General features: G+C 41.1%; 16 protein-coding genes and 1 other annotated feature. Of the genes, 7 read left to right on the plus strand and 9 right to left on the minus strand.

Features of this window, described 5'->3' with window-relative positions:
- Positions 1 to 220: 220 nt before the first annotated feature.
- On the plus strand, positions 221 to 1,033 hold the full coding sequence (gene hisJ / locus ACQKKO_RS12220) for a histidinol-phosphatase HisJ (RefSeq protein ID WP_498647542.1): 813 nt from the start codon (positions 221 to 223) through the stop codon (positions 1,031 to 1,033).
- Between the two features lie 61 nt (positions 1,034 to 1,094).
- Here hisJ and rbsB read toward each other — a convergent pair whose 3' ends face one another.
- The 7 genes from rbsB to refZ all read right to left on the minus strand — a co-directional run bounded on the left by rbsB (position 1,095) and on the right by refZ (position 7,524).
- Positions 1,095 to 2,021, minus strand: coding sequence for a ribose ABC transporter substrate-binding protein RbsB (gene rbsB, locus ACQKKO_RS12225; protein WP_498647544.1), 927 nt, complete (start codon positions 2,019 to 2,021; stop codon positions 1,095 to 1,097).
- A gap of 14 nt (positions 2,022 to 2,035) precedes the next feature.
- Positions 2,036 to 2,980 (minus strand): ABC transporter permease subunit, encoded by a 945-nt coding sequence (locus ACQKKO_RS12230; protein WP_498647546.1) that lies wholly within the window; start codon positions 2,978 to 2,980, stop codon positions 2,036 to 2,038.
- Complete coding sequence (locus ACQKKO_RS12235) at positions 2,967 to 4,466, minus strand: sugar ABC transporter ATP-binding protein (RefSeq protein ID WP_498647548.1); 1,500 nt, start codon at positions 4,464 to 4,466, stop codon at positions 2,967 to 2,969. Before ACQKKO_RS12235 ends, ACQKKO_RS12230 begins: the two co-directional genes overlap by 14 nt.
- A gap of 15 nt (positions 4,467 to 4,481) precedes the next feature.
- The gene (rbsD, locus tag ACQKKO_RS12240) at positions 4,482 to 4,871 is read right to left on the minus strand and encodes a D-ribose pyranase (RefSeq protein WP_498647550.1); all 390 of its coding nucleotides are present in this window, start codon (positions 4,869 to 4,871) and stop codon (positions 4,482 to 4,484) included.
- Entirely contained in the window at positions 4,868 to 5,746 is an 879-nt protein-coding gene (gene rbsK, locus ACQKKO_RS12245; RefSeq protein WP_498647552.1) for a ribokinase, read from the minus strand. The genes rbsD and rbsK overlap by 4 nt, the downstream gene beginning before the upstream one ends.
- Before the next feature lies 1 nt (position 5,747).
- Complete coding sequence (locus ACQKKO_RS12250; protein ID WP_498647553.1) at positions 5,748 to 6,728, minus strand: LacI family DNA-binding transcriptional regulator; 981 nt, start codon at positions 6,726 to 6,728, stop codon at positions 5,748 to 5,750.
- A 139-nt stretch (positions 6,729 to 6,867) separates the two neighbouring features.
- The gene (gene refZ / locus ACQKKO_RS12255; protein WP_498647555.1) at positions 6,868 to 7,524 is read right to left on the minus strand and encodes a forespore capture DNA-binding protein RefZ; all 657 of its coding nucleotides are present in this window, start codon (positions 7,522 to 7,524) and stop codon (positions 6,868 to 6,870) included.
- Positions 7,525 to 7,712: 188 nt separating this feature from the next.
- On the opposite strand from refZ, the gene ACQKKO_RS12260 reads away from it, so the two are divergent.
- Complete coding sequence (locus ACQKKO_RS12260; protein WP_498647557.1) at positions 7,713 to 8,195, plus strand: GAF domain-containing protein; 483 nt, start codon at positions 7,713 to 7,715, stop codon at positions 8,193 to 8,195.
- A gap of 266 nt (positions 8,196 to 8,461) precedes the next feature.
- Here the strand turns inward: ACQKKO_RS12260 and ACQKKO_RS12265 are convergent, their stop codons facing one another.
- Positions 8,462 to 10,675 (minus strand): sensor domain-containing diguanylate cyclase, encoded by a 2,214-nt coding sequence (locus ACQKKO_RS12265; protein WP_498647559.1) that lies wholly within the window; start codon positions 10,673 to 10,675, stop codon positions 8,462 to 8,464.
- A 459-nt stretch (positions 10,676 to 11,134) separates the two neighbouring features.
- On the opposite strand from ACQKKO_RS12265, the gene rpsD reads away from it, so the two are divergent.
- Positions 11,135 to 11,737: a 30S ribosomal protein S4 gene (rpsD, locus tag ACQKKO_RS12270; protein ID WP_498647561.1), complete on the plus strand. Its 603-nt coding sequence runs from the start codon at positions 11,135 to 11,137 to the stop codon at positions 11,735 to 11,737.
- A 98-nt stretch (positions 11,738 to 11,835) separates the two neighbouring features.
- On the opposite strand, the gene tyrS is transcribed toward rpsD, so the two are convergent.
- On the minus strand, positions 11,836 to 13,080 hold the full coding sequence (gene tyrS, locus ACQKKO_RS12275) for a tyrosine--tRNA ligase (protein WP_498647563.1): 1,245 nt from the start codon (positions 13,078 to 13,080) through the stop codon (positions 11,836 to 11,838).
- Between the two features lie 54 nt (positions 13,081 to 13,134).
- Positions 13,135 to 13,342 (minus strand) — a binding site (T-box leader).
- Positions 13,343 to 13,473: 131 nt separating this feature from the next.
- Between tyrS and ACQKKO_RS12280 the strand changes: the two genes are divergently transcribed.
- From ACQKKO_RS12280 to ACQKKO_RS12295, 4 genes are all read left to right on the plus strand, one after another.
- Positions 13,474 to 16,284: a transglycosylase domain-containing protein gene (locus ACQKKO_RS12280; RefSeq protein ID WP_498647565.1), complete on the plus strand. Its 2,811-nt coding sequence runs from the start codon at positions 13,474 to 13,476 to the stop codon at positions 16,282 to 16,284.
- A 156-nt stretch (positions 16,285 to 16,440) separates the two neighbouring features.
- Entirely contained in the window at positions 16,441 to 17,607 is a 1,167-nt protein-coding gene (locus ACQKKO_RS12285; protein ID WP_498647568.1) for a Gfo/Idh/MocA family protein, read from the plus strand.
- Between the two features lie 13 nt (positions 17,608 to 17,620).
- Positions 17,621 to 18,703, plus strand: a complete 1,083-nt coding sequence (locus tag ACQKKO_RS12290; RefSeq protein WP_498647570.1) for a Gfo/Idh/MocA family protein — start codon at positions 17,621 to 17,623, stop codon at positions 18,701 to 18,703.
- 5 nt (positions 18,704 to 18,708) lie between these two features.
- Positions 18,709 to 19,554, plus strand: coding sequence for an AraC family transcriptional regulator (locus tag ACQKKO_RS12295; RefSeq protein WP_498647571.1), 846 nt, complete (start codon positions 18,709 to 18,711; stop codon positions 19,552 to 19,554).
- The last annotated feature ends 125 nt before the right edge of the window (positions 19,555 to 19,679 follow it).

Raw genomic sequence — 19,679 nt, forward strand, 5'->3', positions numbered from 1 at the left:
TCATGAGATGATGAAAATGGTAACTGAGTTAATATATATGTAATTTCTCTAACAATCCTCAAAATCCTCTTTTTTTCGTAAGATTATCGAGTTCTTTCTACAATTAAGTATGTATTATGATACCATGAAACCAACTATTTGTGTTCTCTTTTGTTGGAATGATTTGTTTATGCTGTGTCTAACTCAAATAGCCTATCTGAATGAAAAGGATGAGATCAATTTGCTTAAATATGATGGACATATCCACACCCATTTTTGCCCACATGGTACAAAAGATGAGTTAAATCGGTATTGTGAGCAAGCTATTAAGGAAGGGTTATCTGGCATTTCATTCACTGAGCACGCCCCTCTACCAGATCAATTTGTTGATCCTGCCCCTACCAAGGATAGTGCCATGCCAAAAAATCAGCTGTATCAGTACATTGAACAAGTACAAGCTATAAGAACACAGTATAAGGATCAATTAACAGTTGGTATTGGTCTTGAAGTGGACTTTATTGAGGGCTACGAGACAGAAGTATCTACCTTATTAAACGAAGTTGGACCCATGCTTACGGACAGCATTTTGTCCGTACATTTTTTAAAGGTACATAATCAATACATGTGTATGGATTTTAGCCCTGAGCTTTTTCAAGAAATTGCTTTGGCTTTAGGTTCCGTTGATGCTGTTCATCAGTTGTATTATCAAACCGTACAAAAGTCTATCCAAGCAGACCTGGGACCGTATAAACCACAACGAATTGGTCACATCACACTCGCGAAGAAGTTTCAAAAAAAGGTGCGGCCCACTCATTCATTCACCAGTGAGATCCACCAACTTCTACTAGATATAAAAGAGCATGGATACGCCCTCGACTATAATCTTGCTGGTTTGCGTAAACCGTTGTGTAAAGAAAGCTATCCACCTTACGACATTGCACTTCAAGCAGCTGACTTAGGTATCCCTTTAATACTAGGATCTGATTCTCATCAAGCAAAGGAAGTATCTATTGCATGGAGCGAGTATCATGGCATTCCGTTGTCAACGCCTTAACCTATTCATAACAAATGCCTCCAAAGGGTACAAGTCCTCTGGAGGCATCTTTAATGCTTGATTATTTTTTAATAAGCTCTAGATCAACCGGAATAAAATCTTCTACGTCTTCTCCATTTAACACACTGTTTGCTGCTTCTAATGCTTCATATCCAATAATCGTTGGTTGCTGTGCTACGGTACCAGCCATACGGTCATTTCCAACTGCTTCTACAGCATCCGTTGTCGCATCAAAACCAATAATAACGATATCATCTTGTCCCGCAGCTTCGATTGCTTCTAGTGCTCCTAGAGCCATTTCATCGTTATGTGCAAAGACACCTTGGATGTCACTGTTCCCCTGAAGAATATTCTCCATTACTGTTAATCCTTCTGCACGGTCGAAGTTAGCTGTTTGCTTCGCTACCACATCAAGTGAGTCCGCAGCGATATTATTAAAGCCTTCCCCACGCTCACGAGCAGCAGAGGATCCTGGAATTCCTTCAAGCTCAGCCACTTTAGCCCCTTCACCCACTAATTCAACCATGAGTTCTCCTGCAAGCTCTCCACCTGCAATATTATCTGAAGCAATATGTGTAACAACCTCTCCGCCATCAGCGCCACGGTCTACTGTAATAACCGGAATATCTGCGTTGTTTGCGGCTTCAATGGCAGCTGTTACGGCTGAAGAGTCTGTCGGGTTAATAACAATTAAGTCGACTCCACGTTGAATGAGATCTTCAACATCACTAATTTGTTTTGAGCTATCATCCTGTGCATCCACTGTCACTAGATCTAGACCAAGTTCAGATGCCTTAACCTCCGCTCCTTCTTCTAAAGTTACAAAGAACGGGTTATTTAGCGTGGACACTGAGAAGCCTACTGTAAAGTCTTCACTGCCACCTTCTGTGCCCTCGTTATCATTTCCTTCACTAACAGGTGATTCTGTTGAGCAAGCTCCCAATAATAGTGCTGTACTTAGTCCTGTTGCCGCTAACCATTTTTTCATCTCTACTCTCTCCTTTAAGCTGATTTTTTGCGGTCAATTAAAACCGCCAATAAGATGACACTACCTTTTACTACTTGTTGAAAAAATGAACTAACCCCCAATAAATTAAGCCCATTGTTCAACACACCTATGATCAAGGCACCAATTAATGTGCCGACGATCCATCCTCTGCCTCCTGTTAAGCTTGTACCACCAAGTACAACAGCAGCAATCGCATCAAGCTCATACATGGATCCAGCAGTTGGTTGAGCAGAATTCAAGCGAGACGTCAGTATCACCCCTGCAACCGCTGCCAGAAAACCTGTTAAGGAATAAACATAAATTTTAATTCTGTCTACTTTGATACCAGAAAGGATAGAAGCTTCTTCATTTCCCCCTACTGCATAGACTCGTCGACCAAACGTCGTTTTCTTAAGAACCATATATAAGATGACAAAACTAACTAGCATCGTAATAGCAGGCATCGGAATTCCAAAGAAGTAACCGCCGCCAATCATTTGAAAAAGAGTGGAATCCCCCAAACCGGTGATTGGTTTACCGTCTGTGAACATTAAGGTGGCTCCACGGAAAATCGTCATGGTTGCAAGTGTTGCAATAAACGGAGCAACCTTTCCTTTAGAAATAATTAAACCATTAATCGCACCAAGCCCCGTCCCTATGATGAGACCTAATGCAATTGCAAGAACAGGATCAACACCCGCTGCAAGTAAGGAAGCTGTAACAGCACCTGATAAAGCTAGAATGGCACCGACTGATAAATCAATTCCACCAGTTAAAATAACAAAGGTCATCCCAAAAGCGATTAATGCATTAATGGAAACTTGTCTAAGAACATTTAATAGGTTTGAAAAGGATAAGAATCCTGGATTTAAAATACTAATGATTACCACAATGATAAACAAACCGATAAATGGTCCAAGTGTTGTGGCCAGTGATTTCATATGCTTATTTGCGAACATGTTTATCTCCTCCAGTGGCGTAATGCATAATGGTCTCTTCTGTTAATTCATCTCGGTTTAAAACACTCATTAACTTGCCTTCAAACATAACGGCCGCTCGAGTACTTAATCCAATAATTTCTGGTAGTTCAGAGGAAACCATTATAATGGCCACACCAAGTTTTGCTAGTTCATTCATAATGAGATAGATTTCTTTTTTGGCACCAACATCAACACCTCTAGTTGGTTCATCAAGAATCAGTACCTTTGGATCGGTTCCAAGCCATTTTGCGATAACCACCTTCTGTTGATTCCCACCACTTAATGACTTAGCAAGCTGATTTGGTCCCGAAGCTCGAACACCTAACTTTTGAACAAGCTCATCATGCAATCGTTTTTCCTTAGATGATTGAACCCACCCAGAACTTGATATCGCTTTCAAATTCACCAAATTTAGATTTTCTTTGATTGAGAAATCAGTAATTAACCCTTTGGTTTTCCTGTCTTCAGATACAAACCCTAATCCTTGATGGATGGCATCTGAAGGATTTCCAAGCTTTAAGGCTTGTCCGTCTAGTTCAATCAGTCCAGCGTCTGCCTTCCGGTACCCAAAGATCGTCTCGACAACCTCTGATCTTCCAGCCCCCATCAAACCGGCAATACCAAAGATCTCACCTGAGCGAACACTAAAGGAAATGTCATTAAATTCACCTTGACGAGTAAGCCCTTTCACTTCAATCTTGATTTCACCAGGGTTCAGATCGTGATCCGGATATCTGCCGCCAAGTTCACGTCCAACCATCATTTTAACGATCTCATCAAAGCCTGTTTGAGCAATGACTTTTGTTCCTACATATTGACCATCTCTTAAAATCGTAATGCGCCCGCAAAGCGAGAAGATCTCTTCCATACGGTGAGAGATGTAGACGAATGTGACACCTTTTTTCTGCAAGGTGCGAACAGCCTCAAACAATGTATCGATTTCGCGATCGGTTAAAGCTGCTGTTGGCTCATCCATAATAATAATATCGGCATTTGTCATAAGAGCTTTTGCAATTTCAATCAATTGTTGTTTCCCAACTGAAAGTCTTCCCGCACGCTCTGTTGCTTTAACCTCTAGGCCAAGCTCACTTAATTTCTCTTCTGCTAAACGATTCATTTCTTTTGTTTTCAGCCAGCCGGTTCGTCCAACTGTTTGTTCATTTCCTAAAAATAGATTTTCAGCCACTGATAATTCAGGCAAGATATTTAACTCCTGATGGATAACGGCAATTCCATCTAGCTCCGCTTCTTTTGGATGTTTATAATGAACTGTTTTACCTTTAACTGAAATAGACCCTTCGTCGGAACTGTAGATTCCCGTTAAAATTTTCATTAATGTCGACTTTCCTGCACCATTCTCACCCATTAAAGCATGGATCTCTCCCTTCTCCAGGGTGAACGAAACGTCTTTTAAAACGTGGTTGCCACTAAATGATTTATGAATTCCTTCCATTTGAACAATCATATCTGAACCTCCTTTTTAGAAAATAACTCCTGCGCGGAGGATGACATTTGCATAAGGTGTGCTCTCACCTGTGCGTATAATGACTTTTGCCTTTGATGTTTCTTGTTTTAATTTCTCATGAGGCAAGTAGTAGGTTGGGATCTCTTGCCTTGAGAAGATTTGATTGATGTATGAGTTATCCGTCTTTATTTCCTCAGCTAGAATAAAGGCCTCCACCTCCATATCCATTAATAGCTCAGTAAGTACGTCCAAAAAGCTAGGTACACCGCGTTTTATAGAGAGATCAATACATTCAACACCTGGTGGTACAGGTAAACCACAATCTGCAATAACAATCTGATCTGTATGTCCAAGTGAAGCTAACACTCTTGCAATATCTCGATTTAACATTCCTTGTTTTTTCATGTTAACTCCTTCTTAGACAATTGTTGATGCACTTCGTCGTGAGTTGGCATCCCACTTTGTGCTCCTAATGATTGAACGGATAAGGCGGCGGCGGCATTCGCATAAACAATCGATTGCTCCAGGCTTTCACCATTTGCAAGCGTTGCAGCTAAGGCACCATTAAATGTGTCACCTGCTCCTGTTGTATCAACAAGCTGTACAGAGTGACCGGCCACTCGCTTTTGCTTACCAGCTTCATGCCAGCTCACACCTGCTTCTCCCTCTGTAACAATGATTTTCTCCTGGTACTCATTTGAGTTTTTAAACAGTAATTCATATTCCGTTTCATTTGGCGTAATGTAATCGGCTAAAGCTAAAATCTTGTCGGATAGTGGATAAGCTGGTGCCGGATTTAAAATGACTTTTGTTTGATGCTTCTGACAGATCGCTAGCGTTCTTTCAACAGCTTCAAGCGGGATTTCTAATTGCAGAAGAACAACATCACTATCCGCTAACACGTGTTCAACCTGGTTAATGTATTCAACGGTAACTTCATCATTCGCTCCTGACGTGATAATAATCCGGTTATCTTGATCTGAGAGAATAATTGAAGCGATACCCGAACTACAATCTGTAACCGGTTCCACATTTGAAACATCAATTCCCTCATGTGCTAAACCTTCTGAGAGGATTTTGCCAAATGGATCATCTCCAACTCGACCGATCATTCGCACAGATGCACCCAGTCTCGCGGCCGCTACAGCCTGATTTGCTCCTTTTCCACCCGGCATTGTGACAAAGCTTTCACCCTTTATCGTTTCACCTTGCTTAGGAAAAACAGCTGTACTCGTGACCATGTCCATATTGATACTACCAACTATCGTTACGTTTCCCATACTACTCTCCTCCTACCGAGGTTTCTCTAATCGTTAATTTTGTTTTAAACTCATGTCTATATGATTGCAGCTCTTTCTTCTCAATCATGGTCATTAGTAGCTTAGTCGCACGTTCGCCCATTTCGTAAATAGGCTGTTGCACAGTTGAGAGAGCCGGCGTAAGCATCTCACCTAATGAAATCCCATCAAACCCTATCACTTTTAAATCGTCTGGCACTGACTTGTGGCACTTATATGCCGCCCGCATTGCTCCAGCTGCTGTTACATCACTACTCGCAAAAATTCCATCAATTAATGGGTACATATCAAGTAGCTTTCTTGTAGCCATTTCTGATTGACCAATTTCAAAGCCTGAATCTATTACAACATGTGCAATTGAGTGCTTTTCTATTACTTGTTTAAACCCTTCATACCGTTCATCAGCTGATGTCACTCCTATTGGACCGCGTAGGTGAGCGATAAATGTACAGCCTTGCTCTACCAAATGCTCTGTTGCATCAATGGCACCTTGTTTATTACTAGAAACCACCGTTGGGATATCCTCACTAATATATCGATCGAGAGCAACAACAGGAATATTTGTGGATAGAATGTGTTCCACTGATTCTGTCCCTGTTACAATAATGAGTCCATCAGCATATTTTTGTTGGAGCACTTGAATGTATTTTTGTTCTTTATCTTGTTTATTATCAGTGTTACATAAAACAACCGTGAAGCCTTCTGCAGTTGCCGCATCCTCTACCGCTCTTGCCAATTCAGGGAAAAACGGGTTTGAAATATCCGGTACAAACAGTCCAATAATTCCCGACGTTTTATGGTACAACGATCTTGCTACTGCGTTAGGTTGATAATTTAGAGTCTCAATTGCTTTTTTAACAGCCTCTTCTGATTCTTTACTTACATAGCCTTTTTGATTTAACACTCTTGAAACAGTAGCAACAGAGACATTCGCCTGTTTTGCTACATCTTTTATTGTTGTCATGACTTTTTCGCCTCACATCATGTAACCGGTTACACATAATATAAATGCGAATCTACTTCGTGTCAATCTTTTTTTGTCGAATTCGGTTGAATGCAAAAAAACGAACGTTCCTACATAGAGGGAAGCTCGCTTTAGATCATTAATACATTTGTTTAATTCGAATTTGAGGTTTTGGTTGGATAAGACTACTGGGATCAGAGCTTAGGCCCGATGCGATCCAGGTTTTTAGGTGATCCATATATCGATCAATAAAATAGGGCTCCTTAGGGTTTAGTTGAAAAAGCTCCCATAAATACTGTGGAGACATAAAAGGTAATGTAATCATGCTGCGCAACTGGATAATGACAAAATCAACCGGTTGTCTACGAAACTCTCCTACGGCCATCCCATGTTTAATCAAGCGTGAAAACTCATGCTTCTCTTTTTGAAGGTAAGTGGCCATGACTTCTCTAACAAGCGTGGAATCAACAGACATCTCACGGTGAACCATTCGGGCAAGCTGATGCTGTGAGCGCTGATAGGTAATCAACGAATGAACAAAGGATAATAAACAATCGTATGCAGATTCACGTTCATTAAACGAACTCTCTTTATCCAATTCTTTCATATACCCTTCGTAAAATTGAATGAGTAATGTTTCAAATAATCCTTTCTTTCCACCAAAGTAATAAGAAACCAAAGCAATATTAACAGATGCATCTTGTGCAATATCTCTGACAGACGTGCCATGGTACCCTTGCCTTTGAAACAATGCAGTAGCTGATGTTAAAATTTTCACTTTGGTTACTTCACTCATACGATCCCTCCGTTTAATTAAGTGGTTCTGTACTCTTTCGCTCTCTATCCCCATTCCCCTGCACCCTCAATCAAAACCAAGGAATAAATCGTCTGACAAATTCCCTTATGAAATCTATTTTTTTGCTGAATCTACTTACTTCATGTAAACTATAGTCGATTAATACGTAATGAAAGCGAGTGAATCGAATGTTCCAATCCTCCACTTATTCTGATAATCAAGAAAAAGCCTACACATTATTAAATAAACAACTAGATGCTCTACTTGAAGGTGAGACCGATCAAGTGGCCAATCTGGCAAACGCCAGTGCGCTTTTGAATCAGTTTCTAAATGATGTGAACTGGGTAGGATTCTACCTATCAAAAGAAGAACAAAAGCTCATTCTTGGCCCATTCCAGGGAATGCCTGCATGTGTTCATATTGATTTTGGAAAAGGGGTTTGCGGAACAGCAGCAGCGAAGCAAGAGACAATTCGTGTTGCCGATGTTCATCAATTCCCAGGCCACATTGCATGTGATGCAGCATCTCGTTCAGAAATCGTTGTCCCTCTTGTTAAAGAAGGGAAAACAATTGGAGTATTAGATATCGACAGCCCAAGTCTGGAGCGCTTTAACGAGGAAGACGAGAAGTATTTGAAACAGTTTGCGGAGATCCTTGTGAAGCATCTGTAATGATTAGAAATGGTGAATTAGTCTAGAAAACACGAATACTAGCAATTCATCCACTCCGGGAGAAGTGCTCGCTTTCCGTGGGTACGGCCTCAGCCCCTTTCGCGGAATAAGGCACCGCTACAGTGTCTTCACCACGTACTGTATCCACAGGAGTCTCACATTCTCCCTACGCTTGTTCTGTAGAAAAATCGAAAGGCAGACGATCAAATCGTCTGCCTTTTTGCATGTTTAATTGTTGTCACGGGCTATTCTTTTTATTTCAAATACTAACTCTCTGCTGCTCGCGGCTGCTCAATCATCACTCGGTTTTTCCCTTCATCTTTTGCCTTGTATAAGCCCGTGTCGGCTGATTTAAAGAGGCATTCCGATGAACGATACAGTGATTCGCTCTTATCCCAGTGAGAGACTCCACAGGATACGGTAACGGGCGGACTTGTATGAAGGGCAACAGCTTTAACAATTCGTTTGGCTATATCAGTCCCTACACGAAGATCCACTTTAGGAAGATAGATCGCCAATTCCTCTCCACCCCATCTCGCAGCAATATCTGTTTCGCGGATGTTTGATTGGATGACACTAGCTACCTGCTTTAAAATTTCATCACCAATTTGATGTCCAAAGGAATCATTAATTCGTTTGAAATCATCAATATCGATGAGTAAAAAGGTTCCCTTTTCATGTTCTAAAAGTGACTCTTCCATCGATTCTTCTAAGTAATTTCTAGAATGTAGACTTGTTAAATGATCCGTAATGACTAGCTTCTCTAGTTCTTCATGTAGAAGCGTATTCGTAAAAGCTAACGTTGAATGATGTACTAACGATTGAAGCAATTTAAAACTCTCGAATGTAAAGTGATAAGACTCCTGATGAAAAGCAAACACAGCACCATGTACAGCTTCCTTGTGGACCATTGGAATCGCAAGCAGTGATGAAAACGGCCCACTTTTGATGTCTGGATGTAATCCTGTATCTCCAATATAGATCGGATCTTTTTTGTTTAGTAACTGCTCTATAATTGTATGGAGATCTAGATGATCACGATTCGACTGGAGATAAGGGGTACCACTTTGATGTATCACAGATTGATCCGTTCGATCGAATAACATAAAACCGACTTCCTGTGCCCCAAATGCGTCTTTAATTTGTTGCGTCATACTCTCAGTTAAGTCATTTAAATTTAACTTACTATTAATTTGGTGGGCTGCCCGATTAATTAATTTTAAATCATGGATCAGATCTCTAGACTGTTGATAAAGCTCTGCATTCTCCAACGCATTTCCCCCTGTATCCGCCAGGATCTCAATAAAAGAAATCTCTGTCTCAGGCAAAGGCAATAATGAACTGGCATGAATTTCTAGCACGCCATAGATTCCTTGCTTGCCCCGTAGCGGCATGTACACGTCAACAATCTGTTGATTATGGTTTCGTTCTACCTGATTTTCTCCAGTAAGAAAGGCCTGCTCAGCTTTTAAATGCACACCTTCTGAGCCATAGATGAATGGTTTAATCGGCAGTTCCTCTTGAACCTCCCACTCATGCGAAAGCATTAAATATACGTCAAACGTAGGGTACGTCTGCTTAATTGCATACACAATCTTGGCTAATACTTCACTGATGTTCATCGTTGAATGAACTTTTTTTGTTACTTCTAAGAGTAAGTCTTTCTTTTTCGCTTCCCTCTCCTCATGTTCTACTTGATAGCCTTTCTCTAGAAGGGGTTGAAGCCAAATGGCCATATTTTGAAAAATAGCGCCCCATTCTTGACGTTGCTTTGGAATTTCAGAGACCAGGCAGCCAAGACACCGCTCCTTAAAAATAATAGGTAGCACCATATAATCACTTTGACTATCAGAGTCCACCATCGTACAGGAAGCATGTCCTTTTGCTACCAATTGTTTATGTACGTTTTGCTTGGCTTCATTCAAAACCTTGGCAGGAAAAACGTTCTCCCCTCGTGCGTGTTTTAACTGTTCTTCTGTCCACTCAAATAGTGTAAATTGAAAGGGAAGCGAGCGCATACTTTGTTCATTAAACAAAGCATTAATTAACGCACGAAACGTAATCTCATAGTTAGCCTCTTTTAATAAACCCTCTGCATGAAACGTGCAAACACTTGCAAATAGCTTTTGTTCAAGACGTTGCAGAAGAATACTAAGCTTGTCTCGTTCACATAATTCATCCCGACTCATCACTCCAAATTTAATAGGAGGATGATTTGCAACTTGGAACAAACGATTCGATTCGATATAGATGTACTCTTCACTACCTGCACCAGCATCATGTTGACAATACGATAGGAACGCTCGATTAAGCTCATCAGATGAAGGACCCATCTGTTTGGCAGAAACAAGCCCCGAATCTGTCCATATCATATAGATAAATGATTCTGCCCCCATTAGCTGTTCTTCCTCCACGGGCACTAACTCATCCCACAAAGAAGTAAACTCATTAGATTGAAAATAATCACGTAACTCATGCACCACTATCACCACCATAGACCAAGACTAACGTCCCGTTTTTCATGAATCTATGTATACAAATACCTTACTTTAGACTGACATAAACCCGCATTATTCGTTTGAACACAGCTTTTTTGTTAAGAATCATAAATAGTTTAAATATTTTGTAAGAATATAGATTGATTATAATGCAATACCTTCCAAATTGCTATGACTTTTTTCTTATATAGTGAGGCATTGACCGTTTCAGTCATTGACTTCTGATACAATTCTAGATATAATCAAGTTTGTGTGAAATGAGACAGCCAAGGTAAGCTTAGTGTAGATTGATTCTATTCCTCGAAGCGGCTGCGTATTTGAGGTGTACCGCGTAACTTCCTGCTGTCGAAGCGAAGGTACATGAAAATAGAACGTCTAGTCTAGGAGATTGCCACGAGGTTGTTATTTTGCAACATTCAAAATAACAGGAGGATTCACCTTATGTCACGTTATACAGGTCCATCTTGGAAGTTATCCCGTCGTCTTGGGATTTCACTTACAGGAACAGGTAAAGAATTAGAAAAGCGTCCTTACGCTCCAGGTCAACACGGTCCAAACCAAAGAAAGAAACTTTCTGAGTACGGATTACAATTACAAGAAAAGCAAAAGCTTCGTCACATGTACGGAGTAAATGAGCGTCAATTCCGTCGCACATTTGATATTGCTGGTAAAATGAACGGAATCCACGGTGAGAACTTCATGATCTTACTTGAGTCTCGTTTAGATAACCTTGTGTACCGTCTAGGTCTTGCTCGCACTCGTCGTGCAGCTCGTCAACTAGTTAACCATGGTCACGTTACTGTTGAAGGTAAGCGCGTTGATATTCCATCATTCCGCGTAGCACCAGGTCAACAAATCGGTCTTCGTGAAACTTCACGTAACCTAACTGCAGTTAAAGAAGCAATCGAAGTAAACAACTTCGTACCTGCTTACGTAACATTTGATGCAGAAAAACTAGAAGGTACGTTCACTCGTCTTCCAGAGCGCACTGAACTTCCTGCTGAAATCACTGAAGCTCTTATCGTTGAGTTCTACTCTCGTTAAGCTGCTAACGAACCTCAACTTGTTACCCAACAAGTTGAGGTTTTTTCATATAAAAAACAGCAACCCTCTTTAAAAGGTTGCTGCCTCTCCCACTACTCTTACAGCGTAATCTTCACAAACTTACGCTTCCCGACTTGCACAATTAATCCGTCAGTGATGGTTACTTCTGTTTTAATATCTGTTACTTTTTCTTCGTTCATCTTCACGCCACCGTTTTGAATCATACGACGGGCTTCTCCTTTTGATGGAAGGAGTCCAAGTTCTACAACTAGATCGATGATGCCAATTTGTGCATCCTTTTCCCATTTCACGACTGGCATATCGTCTGGTAATGCATTCTTTTGGAACACGGTCTCAAAGTAGCTTCTAGCTTCTTTGGCTGCTTCTTGTCCGTGGTACATTTCAACAAGTTTGCTACCAAGATTCATTTTGGCATCACGCGGGTGGATGGAGCCCTCTGCTAAGCCCTTTTCTAGAATGTCTACTTCTTCTAATGGAAGATCCGTTGCTAGTCTAAAGTATTTCACCATGAGTTCATCAGGGATCGACATGGACTTACCAAAGATTTCGTTTGGTGCCTCGTCAATTCCGATGTAGTTGTTAAGGGACTTAGACATTTTTCTTACGCCATCCAGTCCTTCAATTAATGGAAGAGTCATCGCAACTTGCTTTTCTTGTCCGTATGCTTCTTGAAGCTGACGTCCCATGAGTAGGTTGAATTTCTGATCTGTCCCCCCTACTTCGATATCAGACTTCATTGCAACTGAATCATATCCTTGCATTAATGGGTAGAAAAATTCATGGATGGAGATGGGTTGCTGAGATTTGTAGCGTTTTTCGAAGTCATCACGCTCTAACAGGCGAGCGACCGTTAAGTTACTTGCAAGCTTGATGATATCTTCAAAGTTTAGTACTTTTAACCACTCCGAGTTATACATAAGAGTGACTTTGTCCATATCTAACACTTTACTGTACTGTTCCACATAGGTTTTAGCATTTTCCATTACTTGTTCGTTTGTTAAGGCTTTTCTTGTTTCAGACTTTCCAGTTGGATCTCCGATACGACCAGTAAAGTCACCGATTAAAAGCTGAATTTCATGGCCATATTCTTGGAACTGACGCAGCTTGTGTAGAACAACCGTATGACCAATATGCACGTCTGGTGCAGAAGGATCCATTCCAAGCTTGATCTTAAGTGGGACACCTGTTGCTACTGATTGTTCAATTTTCTCTTTAAAAGCGTGTTCAGGCGCAATTTCAACGACCCCACGCATTAATTCCTTCACTTGTGTATCAACTAATTGCTTTTGCTCTGCTGTTAACTCTCTTTTGGACTCAGCCATACCATTCACCCTCCGATTAATCTCTTTTTGCACACAAAAAAACCCGTCTCCTAAAAAAGGGACGAGGTTATCGCGGTACCACCCTTGTTGAAAAGCATGTGCTTTCCCACTCAGTCTATAACGGCATTCACCGTTCTTTGCTTCTACACAAAGAAAAAGCTCCAGGCTGTAATTCTTTCAGCATCTCGTACTGGCTTGCACCTACCGCCAGCTCTCTTTAATCGATGTGTACTGAAATACTCCGACCCTTCCGCGCTTGTGATTTCATTCAATTGTTACAGTTTTAACACAAACAGATGACATAGTCAATAAATACAAGAAACCTTCTCTGATAGCATTTCATCTGATCTAATCCTATGCTATACTGTTTCTGATTATTTAGGGAGGTATGTTATGTCCATGTTTTCTCGTTTGAAAGAGAGAATACACCTACTATATAAAAAACTAGATGATATTCAATTATTCCGCAAAGTAGGCATTACTTATCAAGTATTTTGGAACCTATTCTTGCTTTTTATTATTTTCGGATTGATGTCACTCTTTTTTGTTGGGGGTACTGCAGCAGGTTACTTTGCTTCATTAGTAATGGATGAGCCACTGCAGAATGCGGAAGAGATGACGACTAAAATTCATAATTATGAAGAAACCAGTCAGGTCTTTTTTGCTGGTGACACCTACATGGGTGAGTTACCGTCAGATTTAGAGCGACATGAAGTGGCCTTAGATGACATATCAGATTATGTTAAGCAGGCGATTGTTGCGACAGAAGATGAATATTTTTATGAGCATGAAGGGATTGTCCCTAAGGCGATTTTACGTGCTACATATCAAGAATTTGCAAATGCTTCAACCCAAACAGGTGGGAGTACGTTAACTCAACAGTTAATTAAGCAGCAAATTTTATCAAGTGAAGTTTCCTTTGACCGAAAAGCAACGGAGATTCTACTTGCTATGCGTTTAGAGCACTTTATGAGTAAGGAAGATATTTTAGAGGCTTATCTAAATGTAGTGCCATTCGGACGGAATGCATCTGGGAACCAAATTGCAGGTGTGCAATCTGCAGCGACTGGGATCTTCGGTGTTGATGCTAAGGATCTAAACTTAGCACAGTCAGCCTTTATTGCCGGACTTCCTCAAAGTCCATTCGGATATACTCCGTTTACTTCAACAGGTGAAGTAAAAGAATCCATTGATCCTGGATTAAACCGAATGAATACTGTTCTTACTCGCATGAATTCAGAGGGCTACATTTCAGATGAAGAATTACAAGAAGCGTTAGCCTATGATATTGCAGGCGACTTCACAGAACGTACGCCGCCGATTACTGAAAAGTATCATTACCTGACATATGAGGTCATGAGAAGAGCGACGCCAATTGTCGTTGAAGAGAAGATGAAAGAAGATAAAGTAAACCTCGATGAAATGAGTGATGCTAAGCGAGCTGAGACACTTGATGCTTACTACCAGGCGGCTACAAATGAGCTCTCTAGTAACGGATACAGGATTCATACAACGATCAACCAAGATGTGTATGATGAGATGCAAAATGCAGTGAAGGATGATAGCCTCTTTGGTCCTGAGAAAAAAGGTGAAATCGAAGAAGTCGGAGCTGTTCTCCAAGAAAATAAAACGGGTGCAATTATCGGTTTTGTAGCAGGGCGCGAGGAAGGTAGCTCGGATAAGCAGTTTAACCATGCAACCCAAGCAAACCGACAAACGGGTTCAACGATGAAACCACTGCTTGGTTATGCTCCAGCAATGGAAATTGGTGCGATACAGCCAGGGTTGGTTATTCCTGATACCCCGATGAACTATAAAACAAATGGAGATCCAGTAAAGAACTTTGATCTTGGGCATAAAGGATTACAATCCGTTAGAAAATCACTTGCTCAATCCAGAAACGTTCCAGCCGTTCGTGCACAGGCTATGGTTCCTCATGAGACAGCAAGAGAAACGCTTTTGAATCTAGGTATTCCTTTAGCAAACGAAGAACTACCATATGAGTCAACTGTGCTAGGAACTCTCAACATAAGCGTTGAAGAAAATACAAACGCATATTCCACATTCGGTAATGGCGGAAAACGCGTGGAGTCGTATATGATTGATCGAATTGAAAAAGCCGATGGAGACGTGGTATACGAACACGAAGAAAAAGTTACAGACGTGTTCACGCCTCAAACCACCTATCTAACCTTAGATATGATGCGCGATGTGCTTAAGCCCGGCGGAACAGCAAGCAGCGTTCCAGGTTACTTAAACTTTAGTGCAGATTGGGCTGGTAAAACGGGGACAACGCAAAGCGTTCGTGACTCTTGGTTTATGGCGACCAACCCAAATGTGACGCTTGGTGTTTGGATTGGGTACGATTCTGAATATCCAATTGAACAAACCGTAAACGGCCTTCGCTATGGTCCAAGAAACCAAAAGATTTGGGCGAGTATCGCAAATGCAGCCCACAAAGCAGACTCTGAGCTTATGGCTCCTTCCGGTTCATTTAAGCAACCAGAAGGCATCGTGGCGAAGAAAATTTGTAGTTTAACTGGTACCTCCCCTTCTAAAGCTTGTGAAGAGGCAGATCTCGTTACAACGGATCTTTTTAATTCGAAATATCTACCGAATTCTACTGACAACTTAAAGTCAGAGCGCTATGTAACGATTAACGGAAAAAACTACAAGGCCCGCAGCAATACTCCTGATGAATTTACAGAACGAGGATTGTCCGTTTCAGGCGATTTATTTGGCGTTGGAGATATCTCTTCTTATTTACCTGACTCGATAAATGGTGTGGTCAGTAACGAAGAAGCGCCTGATAATGGGAATACACCAGGCAAGGTATCTGGCGTTTCAGTTAGTGGTGACTCCTTAAACTGGGCAAAGCATGATGCCAGTGATATTGTTGGTTACCGTATTTATCGTGCGGACAACGGAAGTAATGACTTTAAAGTGGTTCAATCTGTAAAAGGCAATGACTCCACAACCTACAATGCTGGAAATGGAACGTATGCCTATTACGTAACAGCTGTTGATTCAGTTGGTAACGAATCCAGTGCATCTGATATTGCTCGAGCTGGTGATTGGTCGGCTGAAGACGAAGCCGATGATGAAGCAGAGCAAGCCGATGATGAAGATGATGAGACGGATGAAGAGGATTCAGACGACAATGATGAAGAGGATTCATCAGACGAAGAATCTGATCAGGATTAAAGCAATAAAAAGACGAGACATCCATGTGATGCTCGTCTTTTTTTGATTCCAGAGAACAACCTCGTATAAATGACCTTCCACTTTCATTAATCAGAACAAAGTACCATATGGCAAATTCCTTTACACTAACAGTAATACACTTAAAGGGGTGACTAGATGTCTGAGATAACTCGTATTGGTGTCATTGGAATAGGCAATATGGGGAGTGCTCACGCAGACTACCTATATGAAGATCGGATTAAAGGTGCTACATTAACGGCCATTCTCGAGGAGCGAGTCGATCGTATTAAAGAAATTGAACACAAATATTCGGAGGAGCAAGTGACTATTTTTTCTGATGAGGATGCTTTTTTTCAATCAGATGTAGTGGATGCGGTTATTATTGCTACTCCACACTACAGTCATCCTTCCCTAGCCATCACAGCATTTAGGCAAGGGTTGCATGTGCTTGTGGAGAAGCCAGCTGGAGTCTTCACAAAACAAGTGCGCGAAATGAACGAGGAAGCTAAAAAAAGCACATTGGTTTTTTCAATGATGTATAATCAACGTATGAATCCTTTGTATCAAAAGCTAAGAGAAATGGTACAGTCAAATGAGCTTGGGTCCATAAGACGTATCAATTGGATTATTACAGATTGGTACCGCTCGCAAAGCTACTATGATTCTAGTGATTGGCGCGCTACCTGGGAAGGCGAAGGTGGTGGTGTTTTGATTAACCAGTGCCCCCATCAACTCGACCTCATGTATTGGCTGACTGATATGATTCCAGCAAGAATTCGAGCCTTCTGCCATTTCGGAAAGTATCGTACCATTGAAGTAGAAGATGATGTAACGGCTTATGCTGAATATGTGAATGGAGCAACAGCCGTATTTGTTACTACAACAGGAGAAGCTCCTGGAACGAATCGTCTTGAGCTGACCGGTGACCGTGGAAAGATGGTAATTGAGCATGATACGCTTAGCTTTTGGCGGTTAAGAGAATCAGAAGCGACATTTAATGAACGGTATACAGGTGGGTTTGGCACGCCAGAATCGTGGAAATGTGAAATCCCAACACCCGGAATCAATTTAGCACATGAAGGCATCACTCAAAACTTTGTGAACGCAATTCAGCATGGTGAACCACTGGTCGCACCTGGGAATGAAGGCATTATTGGCCTCACTTTATCAAATGCTATGCAGCTGTCTACATGGACAGACGAGTGGGTAACCCTTCCGATTGATGAAGAGTTATATGCTAGAAAACTGAACGAACAGATCTCTCAATCAACATATGAAAAGAACACAACTAAGCAATCACTAAACGTCAAAGGGACTCATTAAAAAGGAGGAGCATATGAATCGAAACGATGGAATGAACTACGCACCTAAGGGTAAACCGAAACGAGTGGTAGAAGAAAATACGTTTCATTTTGCTGCGATGGCCTTAGATCATGGTCATATTTACGGGATGTGTCAAGGACTGGTTGATGCAGGAGCCATTTTATCAAAGGTTTACGACCCAGATCCCGAAAAAATGAAAGCGCTTAAATCTAAATTTCCATCGGTTGAATGTGTCACGACTGAAGCCGATATTCTAGAAGATCCTTCTATTCAATTAGTTGCTGCAGCTGCTATTCCTAATAAACGAAGCTCCCTTGGCAACCGTGTTATGAAGCATGGAAAAGATTACTTTACGGACAAAACACCATTCACTACGCTTGGACAGCTTGAAGAAACTAAAAAGGTTGTGCAAGAAACAAAGCAAAAATATATGGTTTATTATAGCGAACGTCTACATGTAGAATCTGCTGTCTATGCTGGGCAGCTCGTAAAGGAAGGCGCAATTGGAGACGTCATTCAAGTCACAGGCTTTGGCCCTCATCGGTTGAATGCACCTAGTCGCCCTGACTGGTTCTTTAAGAGAGACTCATATGGTGGCATTCTATGTGATATCGGTAGCCATCAGATCGAACAATTTCTTTATTTTACTGGTAACTCAGACGCGACCGTATTACACAGCAAAGTAGCGAACTACTCATCCAAACAGTACCCTGAGCTTGAGGATTACGGAGATGCAACATTGGTTGGAGAAAATGGCGCAACTCATTTCTTCCGTGTTGACTGGCACACTCCAGATGGTTTAGGTGTTTGGGGCGATGGACGTTTATTCTTAACTGGTACAAAAGGGACAATTGAGGTTCGTAAGTATATAGATGTTGCAAAAGATACGGCAGGAGATCATATCTATCTTGTAAATGATGATGGAGAACAGCATATACCCGTTGCTGGCAAAGTTGGCTTCCCGTTTTTTGGTGAGTTGATTCTTGATTGTATCCAGCGAACAGAAAACGCGATGACACAAGAACATGCATTTAAAGCAGCTGAATTATGTCTGCTTGCTCAAGAACAAGCTGAAATCATTCACCCGTCGGAATAGCCTGGATGAATACAAATTCGTATCACATCCCTCATCTTTCCATGAATTACTTGCAGAATCACACCTATCAGGTGGCGTTTCATTCGCACCAGGAGGCTGAGTTATTTTATTTTCATGAAGGAAAATGTACGTACTTAGTAGGAGATCGTATTTTTCATTTGGCAGCGGGTGATTTAATTTTAATGAACGGCTTAACCCTTCATCGTCCAAAGCTTTTTGCTGACCATGCGTACGTTCGAACAACCATTCATTTTGATCAGACGTATTTTAAGACCCTTCTCGCTCCAATGAATATGGAGAAATTAGTGGATCCATTTACGTCCCTTTCTTCTCTTCACTTGTCCTTTCGTGGTGAGGAGAAGGCAAAGGTGGAGCACTATCTTACATCGATGATGGCGTGTAAGGAGAAGGATACAGAAGTCGCTTCGTTTCGTTTTCAACTCTTATTTATGGATTTACTAAGTTTTCTATTTCCATACTATCAGGAGCCACTTTCTCAGAAGATGCTCCGGCAAACGGAAAAAGAACGTCATGTTCAAAAGGTAATCTCTCTAATTGAAACGCACTATCATACGGACTTTCATTTAGAAAAGCTAGAAGAAGAACTGCACTTGAGCAAATATTACCTCTCTAAGATTTTTAAAGAAATTACAGGGGTAACGATTTTTAAGTATCTCCATCAGAAACGTATTAATCAAGCGAAGGTTCATATGATGCTTGATGAATCGATTAGTATTACGGAGCTTGGGTACCAAACAGGTTTTAAGTACCCATCCCATTTCTCACGAGTCTTTAAACAACTGACAGGAATCACTCCCGAACAATATCGGAAGACGGTATCGGATCTATAAAAAAGAGTTGGACTAAGGTCGCTGTCCAACTCTTTTTGTTTATCATGTTTTTTCAGATAAGTGATTCGGAAACAAACGAGCTTCTTCAATTTTAGGAAATTTTCTTAATATAGAACTTGATAACC

Source organism: Alkalihalobacillus sp. NPDC127517 (assembly GCF_050276055.1).
Lineage (GTDB): Bacteria > Bacillota > Bacilli > Bacillales > Bacillaceae_D > Alkalicoccobacillus.